This window comes from Sphingobium sp. BYY-5 (assembly GCF_022758885.1).
GTDB lineage: Bacteria > Pseudomonadota > Alphaproteobacteria > Sphingomonadales > Sphingomonadaceae > Sphingobium.
The window spans coordinates 547,042-563,724 of record NZ_JALEBH010000002.1 but is presented as its reverse complement, the minus strand read 5'-3'; the positions used below and the strand labels follow the sequence as shown (position 1 = coordinate 563,724).

At 61.8% G+C, this 16,683-nt stretch carries 13 protein-coding genes; 5 read left to right on the top strand and 8 right to left on the bottom strand.

Annotation, left to right across the window (positions count from 1 at the left end; translation table 11 throughout):
* Nucleotides 1–57: 57 nt before the first annotated feature.
* Genes MOK15_RS18565 through MOK15_RS18550 form a run of 4 tightly spaced genes read right to left on the bottom strand, consistent with a single transcriptional unit; the run spans nt 58 to nt 4,471 of the window.
* Nucleotides 58–1,566, bottom strand: coding sequence for a CRTAC1 family protein (locus MOK15_RS18565; protein ID WP_242933203.1), 1,509 nt, complete (start codon nt 1,564–1,566; stop codon nt 58–60).
* Between the two features lie 19 nt (nt 1,567–1,585).
* Nucleotides 1,586–2,887 (bottom strand): MFS transporter, encoded by a 1,302-nt coding sequence (locus MOK15_RS18560; RefSeq protein ID WP_242933202.1) that lies wholly within the window; start codon nt 2,885–2,887, stop codon nt 1,586–1,588.
* A 32-nt stretch (nt 2,888–2,919) separates the two neighbouring features.
* Nucleotides 2,920–3,948, bottom strand: a complete 1,029-nt coding sequence (locus MOK15_RS18555; RefSeq protein ID WP_242933201.1) for a FecR domain-containing protein — start codon at nt 3,946–3,948, stop codon at nt 2,920–2,922.
* A complete protein-coding gene (locus MOK15_RS18550; RefSeq protein WP_242933200.1) occupies nt 3,878–4,471 on the bottom strand; it encodes an RNA polymerase sigma factor in 594 nt (197 codons plus the stop codon). The genes MOK15_RS18555 and MOK15_RS18550 overlap by 71 nt, the downstream gene beginning before the upstream one ends.
* 190 nt (nt 4,472–4,661) lie before the next feature.
* On the opposite strand from MOK15_RS18550, the gene MOK15_RS18545 reads away from it, so the two are divergent.
* Nucleotides 4,662–7,496 (top strand): TonB-dependent receptor, encoded by a 2,835-nt coding sequence (locus MOK15_RS18545; RefSeq protein ID WP_242933199.1) that lies wholly within the window; start codon nt 4,662–4,664, stop codon nt 7,494–7,496.
* Between the two features lie 73 nt (nt 7,497–7,569).
* Nucleotides 7,570–9,666 (top strand): acylase, encoded by a 2,097-nt coding sequence (locus tag MOK15_RS18540; RefSeq protein WP_242933198.1) that lies wholly within the window; start codon nt 7,570–7,572, stop codon nt 9,664–9,666.
* Between the two features lie 75 nt (nt 9,667–9,741).
* On the opposite strand, the gene MOK15_RS18535 is transcribed toward MOK15_RS18540, so the two are convergent.
* The 4 genes from MOK15_RS18535 to MOK15_RS18520 are packed head-to-tail and all read right to left on the bottom strand — an operon-like array spanning nt 9,742 to nt 13,395.
* Nucleotides 9,742–10,584 carry a hypothetical protein gene (locus MOK15_RS18535; protein WP_242933197.1) on the bottom strand — a complete coding sequence of 281 codons (843 nt, stop codon included), beginning with the start codon at nt 10,582–10,584 and terminating at the stop codon, nt 9,742–9,744.
* Nucleotides 10,581–11,918, bottom strand: a complete 1,338-nt coding sequence (locus tag MOK15_RS18530; RefSeq protein WP_242933196.1) for a lipopolysaccharide biosynthesis protein — start codon at nt 11,916–11,918, stop codon at nt 10,581–10,583. Before MOK15_RS18530 ends, MOK15_RS18535 begins: the two co-directional genes overlap by 4 nt.
* 14 nt (nt 11,919–11,932) lie before the next feature.
* Nucleotides 11,933–12,637, bottom strand: coding sequence for a nucleoside triphosphate hydrolase (locus tag MOK15_RS18525; protein ID WP_242933195.1), 705 nt, complete (start codon nt 12,635–12,637; stop codon nt 11,933–11,935).
* Nucleotides 12,638–12,648: 11 nt separating this feature from the next.
* The gene (locus MOK15_RS18520) at nt 12,649–13,395 is read right to left on the bottom strand and encodes a hypothetical protein (RefSeq protein WP_242933194.1); all 747 of its coding nucleotides are present in this window, start codon (nt 13,393–13,395) and stop codon (nt 12,649–12,651) included.
* Between the two features lie 165 nt (nt 13,396–13,560).
* Between MOK15_RS18520 and MOK15_RS18515 the strand changes: the two genes are divergently transcribed.
* The 3 genes from MOK15_RS18515 to MOK15_RS18505 all read left to right on the top strand — a co-directional run bounded on the left by MOK15_RS18515 (nt 13,561) and on the right by MOK15_RS18505 (nt 16,485).
* A complete protein-coding gene (locus tag MOK15_RS18515) occupies nt 13,561–14,310 on the top strand; it encodes a response regulator transcription factor (RefSeq protein ID WP_347567233.1) in 750 nt (249 codons plus the stop codon).
* Entirely contained in the window at nt 14,307–15,683 is a 1,377-nt protein-coding gene (locus MOK15_RS18510) for a HAMP domain-containing sensor histidine kinase (RefSeq protein WP_242933192.1), read from the top strand. The genes MOK15_RS18515 and MOK15_RS18510 overlap by 4 nt, the downstream gene beginning before the upstream one ends.
* A 172-nt stretch (nt 15,684–15,855) precedes the next feature.
* The gene (locus MOK15_RS18505) at nt 15,856–16,485 is read left to right on the top strand and encodes a DedA family protein (RefSeq protein WP_242933191.1); all 630 of its coding nucleotides are present in this window, start codon (nt 15,856–15,858) and stop codon (nt 16,483–16,485) included.
* The last annotated feature ends 198 nt before the right edge of the window (nt 16,486–16,683 follow it).

Sequence of the window (16,683 nt, the reverse complement as noted above, 5' to 3'; positions counted from 1 at the left end):
AGCGAGAGAAGGGGAATGCCTGCTACCGTCCTTCTCCCCCGCTTCGAACGAACGACCTTAATTTTCCTTGATGACAAGCGACTTGCCCGCATATTGGCCTGGTCGAACATTGCGCAGGGTCTGTAGCTTGCGGCCGGACCGGCTCATCCATGTGACCTCGACCGTCACGGCATCCATCGACCTCAGCCCGAAATGCAGCGGCGCCGCATTTTCCGAATTATAGCCGTCGCCGGTCGAGAGCTGGCGGGTGGCCAGGATCTTGCCCGACTTGTCATAGAGGCGCACCTCCGCCCCCATGCGGGTGAAGCGTCCTTTCGCATCCAGCAACGTGACCGAAAGGCTGCGCTTGGCCGCCGCGCGATCCAGATCATTGTGGAACAGGAAATGCCCGCCCTTGTCGGTATAGCCGCGCATCACCGACAGATCGAGCGCACCGTCCCGGTCATAATCGACCCACTGCACGCCATGATCGCCGACATTCAGCTTCGACGTTTCCGTCAGAACCTGGCGGAATCCCTTGCCCCCTTCATTGTGGAACAGGCTGTCCCTGGGGTGCTGCTGGTCGCGCGGGCCGTAATAGGAGGTGACATAAAAGTCGAGGAAACCGTCATTGTCATAGTCGCCCCAGACGGCCCCTACGGCGTGATTGTCGATCCCCACGCCCATTTGCTTGGCGGCGTTGGTGAAGGTGCCATCGCCATTATTATGGTAGAGCGCATTGACGCCATAGTTCGGCACGAACAGGTCGAGGAAGCCGTCATTGTCATAGTCGCCGACAGCGCAACCGACGCCGCCTTCCTCCTTTGAGCGGCCCGGATTGTCCATGCCCAGTTCTGGCGCAACATCGGTGAAGGTGCCGTCGCCATTATTGCGCCAGAGCGCATCCGTTGCGCCCGACTGATTGGCGAGGAAGACGTCGAGGAAGCCGTCGCGATTATAATCGAACCAGCAGGCGCCGACCGTGGGCCGGACATCGGATATGCCTGTTCCGGCCGAAACCTGCACGAACTTGCCGCCCTCGTTGTGGAACAGGCTGTTGGGGCCGATGCGGTTGGCGGCATAGACGTCGAGGTGGCCGTCATTATCATAGTCGACCCAGCTTGTCTGGCGCGCGGACCGGTTGGGGATGGTCAGGCCCAGTTCGGGAGCGACGTTGGTGAATTTCTTCCCGCCCTCATTATGGAAGACGAGGCTCAACTCGCCTGGCATGGTCGCCCCGCCCAGCAGGTCGACCCAACCGTCGCCATCATAATCGCCCCAGGCGACACCCCGCATTTCCGGGCCGGATGTCGGGAGGCCCAGTTGCGGCCCGACATTGATGAACTTGCCCTTGTCGTTGCGATAGAGGCGGATGTCGCCGCCCTTGAGCGATACGACAAGGTCGAGGTCGCCATCATTGTCGAAATCCGCCCAACTGTTGGACAATGACCCCGCAATGGCGAAATCGCCAGGCTGGACGGAGGTGAAGGCCGGTTCGACGGGTGGCGCGGCGTCCTGCGCCACGGCCGGCTGGCACAGCAGCATCAGCGGCAGGATATGGCAAAGCGTCCGGTTCAATGATGGCATGGGCTTCTTCCCCTTCTTGTCAGATTTGGCTGGTGGAGCGCGTGTCGGGCATACGCAGATAGACGATCAGCGACACGGCGATCATGGCGGTGACATACCAGTAGAAGCCGCCTTCCATCCCCGCATGTTTCATCCAGAGTGCGGCATATTCGGCGGTGCCGCCAAACAGCGTGTTGGCGAGCGCATAGGGCAGTGCAACGCCCAGGGCGCGGATATTGGCCGGGAACAGTTCCGCCTTCACGATGGCGTTGATCGACGTGTAGCCGGTGACGATCACCAACCCCGCCAGCACCAGCAGGAAGGCGCTGAAGGAAGAGGTGACGCTTTCCAGCGCGGTGAAGATCGCGGTGGTGAACAGCACGCCGCTCACGCCGAAGCCGATCAGCAGCGGCTTGCGCCCGATCCGGTCGGACAGCCATCCCGCCAGCGGCTGTAGCAACATGTAGATGAACAGGGCGGAGGCCATGATCGCGGTAGCCGTCTGGCGACCAAAGCCCGCGCTGTTCACCAGGAATTTCTGCATATAAGTACTGTAGGCATAGAAGGCGAGCGTGCCGCCTGCGGTCAGCGCCATCACCAGCAGCACTTCGCGCGGATGCTGGCGGATGAGGTTCCATCCGCTCGATCGGGGATGCTCCTTCACCGCCGCGCTCTCTTCGAATGCTTCGGTTTCCTTGAGGCGTCGGCGCAGGCGATAGACGCCGATCGCCATCAATCCGCCGATCACGAAAGGCACGCGCCATCCCCAGCTTTCCAGTTGATGCTCGGTCAGGAAAAGCTGGAGCAGCAGCAGAACGCATAGCGCCAGCAGCTGTCCCGCGATCAGCGTTACATATTGGAAGCTGGAGAAAAAGCCGCGTTGGTCCCGCTGCGCCATTTCCGATAAATAGGTCGCACTCGCGCCATATTCGCCGCCGATCGATAGCCCCTGTATCAGCCGCGCGAGCAGTAGCAGCGCCGGCGCGGCGACGCCGATCGTCCCATAGTCGGGGATCGCCGCGATCATCAGCGATCCGCCCGCCATCATCATCACCGACAGGGTAAGCCCCGCCTTGCGCCCCTTGCGGTCGGCATAGATGCCCATCACCCAGGCGCCGATCGGACGCATCAGGAAACCGACGGCGAAGATCGCGGCCGCGTTCAGCAACTGGGCGGTGCTGTCATCCGACGGGAAGAAGACCGGGGCGAAATAGAGGGTGAAGGCTGAATAGACATACCAGTCATACCATTCGATCAGATTGCCGATCGATCCGCCCAGGATCGATCGCAGGCGATCCTGTCGGGATATGCTGACCGGGGCGAGTGACGAAACATGTTCCATCCCCGTTGATACGGACGGCTCGTCACATTCTGCTAATCGCCGTCAGCGGAAACCAGGATTATCGAATTGTCGCTGCCCGGTACGGCGCGCACGCCGAAGCCGCTTTCCAGCGCTTCGACGAAATCCTGCGATCGATCGAGCCGGAAGGCGCCACCGACGCGCAGGCTGGCAATCGCCGGATCGCCGATCACCATCGGGGTGGTGCGGTAGCGGTTGAACTCCTCGACCGCCTGCGCCAGCGTGTCGCCCTCAAACTCGACCATGCCCTCCTGCCAGGCGATGCGCTGCTTGATCTTGGCGGGTTCCAGATGCGTGACGGCAATGCTGCCGCTGCGCACGGCCGCGCTGCGTCCGCTCTCGATCCGTCGAACAGCGGAATCGCCGTTGCGGACCGCAACGATGCCCTCGATGACCGTCAATTCGGTGACATCGGGCCGCAGACGCACGTTGAACATGGTGCCGACCGCGCGAACCAGCGTTCCGTCCGCATCGACGATGAAGGGGCGCTTGGTGTCGTGGGCCACGTCAAAACGCGCCTCTCCCTTCAGCAATTTGATCGAGCGGATATCATCGCGCAGGGCGACTTCGATGGAACTGTTGGTATTCAGGTGAACCAGCGAACCGTCCGCCAACCGCACCGCGCGCGTCTCCCCCAGCGCCGTCCGATAATGGTCGACCGTGCCCAGCAATCGCAGCGCTACTGTGGCCGCAACGCCGATCGATGCGGCCGCAGCCGCCAGGCCCACGAACAAGCCCCGCCGCCCGAACAGGGGGGCGGGGATATCTTCCGCAGCAATATCCCGATCTGCCTCATCATGAGGAACAACAGGTGGGGTCGGCTCGTCTTCCCGCCCTGCGGGCAGCTCACGAAGCCGCTCAGTCAGTTCCCAGCTTGCCTCCGCCTTGGCGAAGGCAAAGCCATGGGCGGGATCCTGCGCCACCCAGGCATAGGCTTCGTTCCACTGGTCTGCGGCGTCGCTCGTCCGCGCCTTAAGGTACAGACGAGCCGCTTCGGCTTCGATCGCCTGAATGTCCTCCGCGCTTTTGTAGCGACCAACCAAATCCAGAACCCTCAAACTGCCCGATGGCCTGCATTATCTTCACGGCTGCCCGCGTCAAATGCTTGTCTACGGTAAAGACGGACAGCTCCATCTCCTCTGCTATATCCTTGACAGATTTCCCGTGGACCCGCCGCAGGATGAACGCGCGACGGCACTGCGTGGGCAGCGTATCGAGGATGGCCTGGAGATGGCGCAGCTCATCGCGCGCCTGCAGCGCTTCCTCGGTAGAATTATCGACCTGGAGGACGTCGAGTTCGGCCACCAGTTCCAGGGAGACGATCTTCTCCCGCCTCGCCTCGTCGATCAGGAGGTTGCGCGCGATCTGGAACAGAAAGGCCTTGCCGCTATGCGCGCGATGGATATCCCCGCTGGCATAGGCGCGGGTCATGCATTCGGCGACGAGATCGTCGACATCCTGACTGCGGGATACGACACGGCGCAACCGCGACCTTAACGCACCCTCATGTGGCAGGATGGCCTGCTTGAACCAATCCAGCCTTGCCCTGATCGATTCCACGTCCACGCTGTTCCCCCCGCTTCCTGTCGTTTCCCGCCTCCCACGCATGCATCCCTGTAAGGTGCCGAGGCAGGCCGTCATCCGATAGCCGCAGCGCCGGCTTCACAAAAATGAGATATTTTCAAGCGTCGTTAGCAGAAACGCGATCGGTCTCCGTATCCACTACTGACAATCCAAATATTTCACAGGGGGCACGATGACGCAGAATTTTCGGAACCTATCATTGTGCGCTGTTGGCGCGATTGTTGCGCTGAGCGCGCAATCGTCCGCCGCGGCGGAACCGGCAAAGTTCAAGATCCCGGCCCAGTCGATGCAGACGGCGCTGACCCTGTTCGCCAGGCAATCGGGCATCCAGCTCCTCTTTCCCTATGATGGGGTCGCCGGGCTTCACGCCCAGTCGGTCAATGGCAAGATGGCGCCGGACGTCGCGCTGCAAAGGTTGATCGCCGGATCGGGCCTGAAGATCACCCTTTCGAACAATAATGTCATCGCCCTGTCGCTCAGCGCTCGCGCCCCGAAGGCGCGCGCGGTCGAAGTCGCCAGCCTGGGCGTGACCGGGCTGGCCTTTGCCGCCCAGTCCAGCGGCGCAGCCATCGTTCCCCAGGCAAGCGCGACCAGTGCCGAGGAGTCGGTCGGTCCCGCGATCGTCGTGACTGGATCGCGCGGTCAGGCGCGCACCGTCACGGACAGCCCGACGCCGATCGACGTCATTTCCGGCGCAGATCTTACACGAACCGGCAAAGCGGGCGTGTTCCAGGCGCTCAATACCCTGGTGCCGTCCTTCAACCTGCCGGTGCGGGCGGGCGGCGCGACCTCCACCGTCATCGCGACGGGCGGCCTGCGTGGCCTCAATCCCGACCAGGTGCTGATCCTGGTCAATGGCAAGCGTCGCCATAAGACCTCGCTCATCAACGCAGTGTCGACGCTCTACAATGGGTCGGTTCCCGCCGACCTCGACATGATCCCGACCGCAGCGGTCGATCATATCGAAGTGCTGCGCGATGGCGCCGCGGCGCAATATGGTTCGGATGCGATCGCTGGCGTCATCAACATCATCCTGAAGGACGATGCGAAGGGCGGATCGGCCAATTTCACCGCCGGGCAGAATTTCGACCGGTCGGATGGCGAGCTGTATCAGGCGGACCTGAATTTCGGCATGAAGCTGGGCGAGGGCGGCTTCGCCAACCTCTCTGTCAACCTCAAGAAGCAGGAGATGTCGAACCGCGCCCTGCCGCTTGCCGACTGTTCGGTTACGGCTACCACCACCTGCCTCTATCCACTGGTGGGCGGCGCGCTCGACCCGCGCGATGCGGCGGCCGTCGGCACGGAGCGGATCGTGACGACCAGCTTCGGCGTCATGCCCTCGCGCGCCATCAACACCGCGCTCAATGCCGGCTATGATCTGGGCGGGGTCCAGCTCTATGCCTTCGGCACCTACAGCCAGCGACGGTCGGACCTGTGGTATAGCTATCGCTATCCCAAGGACGTGAACAACGTCATGGCCATCTACCCCAATGGCTACCGGCCCCATGTCATGATCGACGAGGAGGATTTCGAATTCACCGTCGGCGCCAAGGGCGAATTGTCGGGCTGGGACTGGGACTTCTCGACCGGCTATGGCCGCAACCGCGCCCGCCAGTCTTCCGAAGGCACGGTCAACCCGACGCTGGGCCTGCTCAGCCCGACTGAGTTCTACATCGGCACGCTGAAGTCATCGGAATTCGTCACCTCGCTCGACCTCACGCGCGGCTATGATGTCGGCGGCGGCAATCTTCAGGTGTCGGCCGGCGCGCAGCAGCGGCACGAACGATATCAGACTTTTGCAGGCGATCCCTCCAGCTATGCGGTCGGCGCCTTCATCACATCGGGCATGACGCCGGGTGCACAAAGCTCGGCGGGTTTCCAGCCGGACGACGCGGCCTATATGTCGCGTGACAATTATGCCGTCTATGGCGATGTCGCATGGGATCCGAACAAGGACATCACGATCGGCGCGGCTACCCGCTTCGAACATTATGATGACGGCAGCGGCAATACGCTGATCTGGAAGGTCAATGGCCGCTACGCCGTCGCCCCCTGGATAGCCTTGCGTGCAGCAGCGAACACAGGCTTCCGCGCACCGGCGCTGGCGCAGCAAATCTACACCCAGACCACCAACCAGTTCCGCACGGTCAATGGCGTCAACAACGTCCTGCTCCAGATCAAGACGCTTGCCGTCAACGATCCGGCAGCGGTCGCGCTGGGTGCCAAGCCGCTCAAGCCGGAAAAATCGTTCAACATTTCGGGCGGCGTGGTGCTGACGCCCTTGCCGAACTTCAACCTGACGATCGACGCCTATCAGATCGACGTCGATGATCGCATCACCATCACCAGCACGCTGACGGGCACGGCGATATCGAACATCCTGATCGCCAGCGGTATTCCCGCATCGCAGGCGAACACTCTGTCGGCACAATATTATACCAACGCGATCGATACCCGCACCCGCGGCATCGACGTCGTCGCATCCTACAAGCATGGCCTGTTCGACACGGTGAACATGCAGTGGAACCTGGGCTTCAACTACAACAAGACCAAGATCACCCACATCATCGACAATCCGCCCGAACTCGCCGCGCTGGGCAGCGACTATGTCCTGTTCGATCGCGCGCGTCGCAGCAACATGACCAACAATCTGCCGCGCACGAAGCTGTCGATCAGCAACCTTGCCACCATGGGCGACTTCACCCTGTCATCGCGTCTGACCCGCTTTGGTGGCTTCAAATCCTACCAGAACGGCGTCACCAGCGGTGGCGTCACCACCTATCCGAACGACCGCAGCTATGGCGCAAAGTGGATCACGGACCTTGAAGCGAACTGGCAGGTGACGCCGCTGGTCAATGTGGCGGTGGGCGCCAACAACATCTTCAACGTCTATCCCGACGAGACCGGCCAGATCAGCGCGACGCTGGGGCAGGGCGCCTATCCCGGCACCTCGCCGATCGGCTTTACCGGCGGTTTCTATTATGCCCGCGTCGGGCTGAATTTCTAATCCATGACCCATGATGCGTCGCCTCCACGTCAAGGGGGTGGCGCATCTTCTGCAATGACAGGAGATGCTGGCGATGCGCCATATGACGATCTGGCTGGCGGCGCTTGCCGCATCCACGGCGATGACGGCCTCGGTCGCCGCTCCCTCGACCAAATGGGGCGGCGGCGAGATATTGTGGGACAGCTTCGGCGTGCCGCATATCTACGCCAGGACGGAAGAAGGTGGCTTTTACGGCTTCGGCTATGCCCAGGCCCAAAGCCACGGCGATCTGCTGTTGCGCATATATGGTGAGAGCCGCGCCCGTGCCGCGGAATATTGGGGCGAGAAATATGAGGCGCAGGACAAATGGCTCGTCGCCAACGACGTGCCCGAACGGTCCATCCTGTGGTTCAAGCAGCAGACGCCGCAGATGCGGAAAAATCTGGATGCCTTCGCCGCTGGCGTGAACGCCTATGCGGCCGCGCATCCCGACAGGATCGCGCCGGAGGTCAAGGTCGTGCTGCCACTGTCCGGCGTCGACATCATCGCCCATGCGCAGCGGTTGATGAACTTCGGCTATATCGCGTCCGACCGGAAGGTGCTGGCCGACCCGTCGATCAACGAAGCGGGCGGGTCCAACGCCTGGGCGGTCGCGCCCTCCCGCTCAGCCAGCGGCAAGGCGATGCTGCTCGCCAATCCGCATCTGCCCTGGGCGCCCAGCCAGCTCACTTATTATGAAGCGCAGATCAATTCGCCGGGCCTTGCCATCTATGGCGCGACCCAGGTCGGCCTGCCGGTGTTGCGCTTCGGCTTCAACAATGATCTGGGCTTCACCAACACCGTCAACACCATGCAAGGCTTCACCAGCTACAAGCTCGCGCTGGAGGGCGACGGCTATCGCTTCGACGGCAAGATTCTGCCGTTCAAGTCGGTCACGAAAAGCTACAGGGTGAAACAGGCCGATGGATCGGTGAAGACGGTCAGCTTCGTGCAGAAGAGCACGGTCCACGGTCCCGTCTTCACCCTGCCGGACGGCAAGACCAGCATCGCGCTCAAGGTGGCCGGGCTGGATCGGCCGGGCGTGCTGGAACAATATCTGGACATGGGCAAGGCGCATGACTGGACCGGGTTCGAAAAGGCGTTGCGCAAGATGCAGGTGGTGATGTTCAACATCATCTATGCCGACCGCGCGGGACATATCCTCTATCTCGACAATGGCCTGCTGCCCAAACATGCGGGCGGCGACCTCAAATATTGGTCGGCGCCGGTGCCGGGCGATACGTCGGCGACGCTGTGGAAGGATGTCCACAGCTATGACGACATGCCCAAGGTGCTCGATCCCGCCAGCGGCTTCGTCCAGAACGCCAACGACCCGCCATGGCTGGCCACCTGGCCGCGCATACTCGATCCCAAGGCCTTCCCCGCCTATGTCGCGCCCGTCGGGCCGATGAGCCAGCGCGCGCAGATGTCGGTCAAGCTGATGACGAAGACCGACAAGATCGGCTTCGACGATTTTATCGCGCGCAAGTTGACGACGACATCGCTGATGGCGGAACGGATATTGCCCGACCTGCTGGCTGCGGCCGCTGGCTCCACCGATGCCGATGTACAGACCGCCGTGACGCTGCTCAGGGGCTGGGACCATCGTTTCGAACCGGACAGCCGCGCAGCCCTGTTGTTCGAAACCTGGGCATTGCTCTTCTCTCCGAAAAACTTCACAGACCAGTCCAACTATGCCGTCAAATGGACGCTGGACGATCCGCTGGAAACGCCGCGCGGCCTGAAGGACCCGGTCGCCGCCGTCACCCTACTGAAGCAGGCCATCGCCAGAACGAAGGACCTTTATGGCGCGGTCGACCGCCCCTATGGGGAGGTATCGCGCTTCCACATTGGCGACGTCAGCGTGCCCGCCAATGGCGGCTTCGGCAATACCGGCGTGTTCCGGACGATCACCTGGAGTCCGATGAAGAATGGCGAGCGCACACCTGTCCATGGCGAGACCTGGGTGTCGATGGTCGAATTTAGCACGCCGATGAAGGCGGTCGGCCTGATGAGCTACGGCAACAGCAGTCAGCCGGGATCACGGCATAATAGCGATCAGTTGCAGCTACTGGCCGACAAGAAGTTCCGCACGCTCTGGATCACCCGCGCGGATGTGGAACGGCATGTTGAGGAGAAGATAGGCTTTTAGATGACATGCCCTGATGGACAGGAACCGAGTTCATCGAATAAAGATTCCTGGCCGCGTCCTCCGCCCGATCCTGGCCTAAGCGGGATAGTGCGCCGTTATCGCCTCTAGCCGTTGTCGGATATCCGTAGGCAGCGGGACCAGATCACGATGATAATTGCGATGCCCGGTGCCTGCCTGCTCCACAAGATCGTCATGCATACTGCCCATCAGGCCGTTGATGGCACTTAGGAACCGCGACATGCGATACATCTGGTCGTCGGGTTTCAGCGTGCGCATGGTGTCGTAGAACGATACCTGCCGGCTGATGATCTTGCGCATCGCATGGAATCTGTGGCTGGTCAGCGAGCCGGCCCGAAGCCATGTTCTCAAGCGACTAAATTCCGCTTTGCGGAAGGCGAGAAACCCCTGTGGATCGTCAAGTCGAACCGTCTGCACCTCGCGCTGGACGGCGATCCACAACGGCCAGCTTAGGAACAGGCGCAGGATCAGGCCGTAACCTAACACGGCCAGACGCTGCCGATGACGAAACGCATCCTGCAAATGCCCCATGGTCGCAACCGTCCAGGCGAACAGCAATGGTGGCCTGTGCCGCGTACCGTAGAGCACCAGGGCAAAGCGTAGATGCTTGTAGCGCGCGCGGATATGCTTGTAGCGGACACGGGCGTCTTGCGATAATTCGCCGGTGAGCAGCAGCGTACCGGTCAGGTCGCGCATGTCCGCGCGGATGGCCCCCTCCCGCCAGAATTGGCGGCACAGGTCCAGGCATCGGCGCATGTCGTCCTGGGTGCAATCGACCGGGATAGGGCTTGGCAGGCAGACGACGGGATCGACCACATCGTCTATCTCCACGGCCTGGAACATCGCATCGAGAATGTCGGCGGAGAAGATGGTCGGCTGGGATGGTGTGGCCGTGGTCATCCATGCGCCTCCCTGGTCATGATATGCGAAAGGCTGCCGCGGTCGCGATAGGCCCAGATGGTCGGCATCAGCATGGTCAGCGTCTTTAGACTGACCCCTGCGACATAGGCCAGGCCCGCGCCGGCAATGCCGAACATATGGATGAGAACGAACAGCAGCACGGCATAGCCCAGCGCAGCGGCCCCTTCGGCCACCAGTGCGGCCCGCTGGCGTCCGGCCATGTAGAGCAGGGATTCGAGCGGGAAGCTGGCCATGCTGACGATCAACGACACGGTCATGAGCTGCAACAGATCATAGGCTTCTATATAACGCTGGCCAAAGACTAGGCCGATCAACGGCGCACCGCCCAACATGACCAGAAGCAGGATCGCAAAACCCATGCCTCCGGAAATGATGGCGCTGCGAATGGCGAGTTGCCAGGGGTGGCGACTGGTCGGGTCAAGGCGCATGATCTCAGGATAAAAGCTGCGCGACAGAAGGTCGGCGGGCTTGCTGGCGGAATCGAAGAAGGTCGCCGCAATCTTGAACAGCCCTGCGCTGGCCGGCCCCAGCATGGCGCCGACGATCAGGTTGCTGACCGGACCCCACGCCGCCCAGATCGAATGGGCGATGTTGGTCGTCCACACGAAGTCCCAGGCTCCCTTCAGTCGGCTGGCCGGGCCAAACAGACCGGGGCGCAACGCATGGCGAATATTTCTGCGACGCAGTTCCTGCACGGCCATGAACCATAGGCACAGGTCTCCGGCCAGGTCGGCGACGTACCAGGTCAGCACGAAGCCGGGAAAACCGAAATGTCCGAAATAGGCGATGATCGCGCCGATCGCGCGCAGCAGGGGCGTCACGATCTGCTGCACTGCGATCTGGTCGAAACGGTCGAGCACGCGCAATATGCCGGTTGGCGTGGCGGCTGTCATCGTTGGGATCAGCGTGCAGTAGAGAAGCGCCAGGCCGATATCGTCGTGGCCGATGCCCACCCATTGCGCGAGGAGCGGCAGCAGGATGATGCCACCGGCCATTCCGGCCAGGCCGCTGGCAAGGTCCAGCCCAAAGGCAAAACCCGTGACATCCCGCAATTCATTCTCGTCGCCGCGGGCCAGGGCGGGCGCGCCATAGCGCACGATGAACTGCCAGGTCTGAAACTTCGCCAGCGCGCCGACACCATTGGCGTAGGAATGGATCAACACCAGCGTACCGAATAGGGCGGGCGTCATGCCACGGCCAGCGCAGGCCAGCGCGATCAAGCCAAGCAACGCACCCAGCAGCTTGCCCGACCCCAGATAGGAGGCATTGCGGACGATCGTCCGGAATACGCCATCAGAGAACCAGTGTTTCATCGTCACGCTTTTCATCACGCGGCCCTCGAAGGCGCTGCTTCTATCGCCGCCATCATCGGGAAGCGATCACCGATGGCGGCCTTCGCCTGGGCCAGCACCTGTTCCAGCGGCTGTTCAGCGTCGAGTTCAACGATGGGCGCGCCTTCGAATGTCAGGCGCGGCACATCCGCTATCTTGCGCGCGAGTGAGGAGAAGCGATGATCGGGCTTCCGCGCGACTGCGACGTCCAACGATACGTTGAGGCGCAGCACAAGGTCAGGCTTGTTGGCGACCATGGCTTCATAGCGTTGCCGTTCCGATCGCGCGATCATGCCGATCAGCCCTGACTGACGGGCATTGGCAAGGCCCAACCCATCCATCGGACCCGGAATCCCGACCTGTGGAAAACGATCGGCGATGATTGCATAACCTTCCCGGCGCAGGCGCATCATGCGATGGAAACGATATACCCGGCGCATTGAAAACAGATAGATCACCAGCGCCGCCATCAGCCCCGGCCCCTGACCGGCTTGTGCTTTCTGCGCCTTCGCGTGGATCGACTTGTCCAGTCGCCGGCCCAGCAACGGCAGCCGCGCGATCCTGCGGCCGATATTGCCGGACTGCTTGCCCAGATGGCAGATGCGGGTGGAGCCGCATTCGCTCATCCAGACCTGTAGCGCCTGCGTCACGGTCGATTTGCCGGAGCCGTCGCAACCAACGACGGCGATCAGGGGCGGCAAGATTTGCTCCACTAGCTGACCAGTCCGTGTCGCCGCAGCACGGCTAGAACGGTTTCGAGCACCTCCTCATAAGGGCGGGTCGCATCGATATCGACGATGTTCGCGCCACCGAAAGACAAGGTAGGCACCACCGCCAGCTTGCGCTCTAGCATGTCCCGCTGGTGATCCGCCTTCCGGGACAACGCCGTATCGACATCGACATTCAGGCGGACGACGACCGTGGGCTGATAGGCTGCCATGCCGGTGTACAGCGATCGCTCGCGCGATGCGATGGCCTCCACCAGCGTGGACCCTTTGCGGGTCCATGACAGACCTGGACCATCAAAGCTCCCCGATATCTCTGCCTGGGGGTAGCGGTCGGTTATCATCTGGATGCCGTGCGCGCGATATCCCAGGGCCTTGCGGAAGCGATGATAGCGCGCGAGCGAGAATCCGAACATCACCAGCGCCGTGGCCAGTCCCGGCAGGCGCTTTTTGGGGCCGTCATGTGCCTTCTTGGCTTTCCCGGACAGGAAACGCTCTGCGATGCGGCCGATCAACGGAATGTCGGCGATCCGCCGACCCAGATCGCCGGTGCCCAGGCCCAGATACATGGACCGCGTAGGGGTTTGGCGATCGAGCAGCGCGACCAGATCGCGCGCCAGGGTCGATTTGCCGGATCCGTCACAGCCGATCAGGGCCACGCATGGCGCAAGGCTGGTGCGGGATCGGGGCAGGGCTTGGGTGAAAGCGATCTTGCGCGATGGAAGGGGAGTCATTTCGCGCGATGGAGTGTAGATTGTCATAATAATGTCAGCCGTTTCTGTCACCGACTCGAAATGCGATGCCTGTGGAGAGGCGACCGCAAACCGGTCCGTGGCGGAGCTTTAGATCGCGAAGCTGATGCGAAGCTGATGACGGGCCGTCGTCACGCAGAATGATCTGTGTGCGGATTTGACGCCCTCCGTTCGCTGACCTATTCCAACCTTTGGCGAGGGCCGGTCATTCACGCGTGGAGCTGCGCATTGCCCCGTATATTGGTTGCGGAAGACGACGCTGATCTGGGTCCGGCGATGAGACGGGCGCTGGAGCTGGATGGCTATGTCGTCGATCTTTACACCCATGGCGATGAGGTGATGGCGGCGACCAGCGTGAGCAGCTATGACGTCATTCTGCTCGACATCGGCCTGCCGCGCATATCGGGTATCGAGATATTGCGGCAACTTCGCTCGCAGCGGAATGCGACGCCCGTCATCATCATCACCGCCCTTGATCGTACCCAGCATCGGGTCGCGGGGCTGGATGCCGGCGCCGACGACTATGTGGTCAAGCCGGTCGAGCTGGAAGAACTGGCTGCCCGCATCCGCTCCCAACTGCGGCGCAAGGACCGGCGTCAGGACGACAGTATGAGCGTGGGCGATGTCACGCTCGACTTTGCCGGCCATATCGTGACCGTCAAAGGCGATCCGGTGTCTCTCACGGCCAAGGAGTATCGGCTGCTGACGCTGCTCATGCGGCGCAACCGGCGCTTCGTTTCCAAGGCGGATCTGGAGGGGGAATTATACGACCAGGATCAATGGGTGGAATCGAATACGGTAGAGGTCGCCATTTCATCCCTCCGGCGGAAATTGGGGCGTGACTTCATCCGGACCGCGCGCGGGCTTGGCTATATGGTCGGCGGTCAGGAAACATGAGGCGCTCCTCGCTTTCAACCCGGCTCTACAGGCGCGTCCTGTTGCTGCTGGCCCTGACTGGCCTGGCGATGGGGGCTATCCTCTATACCGTTGCCAGTCGCGAAATTGCCCGCGCATCCGATGCCCAGCTCGTGAACGCATCGCGCCTGCTCTACATGATGATGCAGGACGAACTGGCGGCCGGCATCCTGACTGCGCATGGAAAACATCTGTCAGATGCCGATGATCCGTTGCTATCGGCTGAGGAAAGGAATGCGTTCCAGGCCTCCTATGACTGGTGCATGTTCGCGGTGTTCTGGGATGGCAAGGTGGTCGCGCAGTCAGGCTGGGGCGCACCGGTAAGCCTCATCCCGCGCCAGCAGGGGTTGCATGATTTTACGGCCGTCGGCGATCATTGGCGCAGCTATGGGTTGCCGGGACATGATCGCAAATTGCTGATCGTCGTTGCCGAACGGCACAGCATAAGGGAATTTTCGATCGTTCCCGTGCTGCGCCAACTGGCGCTGCCGCTGCTGATGCTGCTGGCGGCGGGCATGTTCATGCTCTGGTGGACGCTGCGGAGGAGTCTGTCCGAAGTCAATCGGCTGACGTCCACGCTTTATGACCGTTCATTGGCCGACCTGACACCGCTCGCGCCCATGGATTGGTCGAGCGAGCTTGAACCGCTGATCGTGGCGCTCAACAAGCTGTTTGCGCGGCTGGGTGAGGCTTATGAACAGGAGCAGGCATTCACCGACGATGTCGCCCATGAACTGCGCACGCCTCTCGCGGCAATCAGGGCGCAGGCGCAGCTATTGAGCAGGACCGCCCCGACGCTCCCGAACGACGACATCAGCCGGTTGATTAAGGTGGTGGACCGGGCCAACGACCTTGTCGATGGGATGCTTGTGATGGCGCGCCTGAATGCGACGACGGTGTCCAGGCGATCGGTCGATGTGCACGCCCTGGTGGCGGAGGTGGTGGCCGAAACGGTCATGAACCTTCCGCCCGATGCAATGGAGTTCACTGTAACGCCAGACCATATCGTGCGCTGGCGGTGCGATGCGGCATCGCTCAAGATCGCCTTGTCGGCCGTGATTGACAATGCGACGCGGCACGCTCGCTCTGGCGGGCAAGTCGATATTGCGATTATGCGCAGCATGGACCGCCTTGTCCTGACCATCGGCGATCGGGGCCATGGCGTTGAGGCGGCAGATCGCGATCGCCTGCTTCGTCGCTTTGAGCGTGGCACATCGGCGTCGCCAGGTAGCGGCCTTGGCCTTTCCATCGCGGTCAAGGCCATGGCCCTGGCCGGTGGCATGATCCAGTTGGACAATCGACAGGATGGTGTTGGCTTGCTCGTCATACTGACGCTTCCGGCCGATCTGGATTAGGGAACGCGCAACGGGAGGCAAGCATTATTGGGCGGTCATCCCGCAAGATCGTGTCGCTTGTCTGTCGGCGCCGTTAAGAACAACCTCTCGCTGGCGCTGTTGACCAAAAGCCCGTCTCCCTTCATGTGGGAAACGACCCGGCCCACATTATTTTTGGCGTAACATGTCACAAATGTCCGAATTCATTCTCGACACCATTACGCGATATGCTGGCTGGGCGGGCCTGATCGTGGGCGTTCTTGCCTTTCTCGAATCGATGGTCGTCATCGGCCTTTTCATTCCTGCCATTGCAACCATGATCGCCGTCGGCGGACTGATCGGGGCGGGACTGATCGATCCTGCGCCGATCCTTGTCGGCGCGCTCGCCGGCGCGATATTGGGGGACTGGCTCTCCTACATGCTGGGTCGTGCCCTTGGGCCAGCCATTTATCGGCATCGCTGGCTGAAAGGCCATCGTCTGGCACTGGCGCGGGCGCGGCTGGCCTTTCGGCGATATGGCTTCATCTCGGTGCTGCTGGGACGATTTCTGGGGCCTCTCCGTGCGACCATTCCCCTGGTCGCGGGTGTTCTGAAAATGCCGCAGATACCGTTCCAGGCTGCGAATATCCTTTCCGCGCTGCTATGGATTCCAGCGCTCCTGGCGCCGGGCTATTTCGCCGGGTCGGAAGCCATGCGGTGGGGGTTCGGCGTGGAACATATGCTGCCGATAGTCGTCGGCCTGTGCCTGCTCCCTTTGGGTCTGGGCTGGATAGCCGTCACCATGCTGAACCGGCCACGACAACGCGCCTGTCGTCAACATTAGGGCGGATCGAGATTCAGATTAAAGCTGAAGCCTCGGCCTCATTTTCAACGTCATGCCGGATCAAGTCCGGCATGACGGCGTAGGAAGCGCCTAAGACTGTGAATGTCGATCGGCCCTAGGGGCCGGACCCCGGACATATAGGATATCGTACGGGAAACCGGGCGCAGCATCGCGAGGCGGATGTCGCTGGATAGCGCT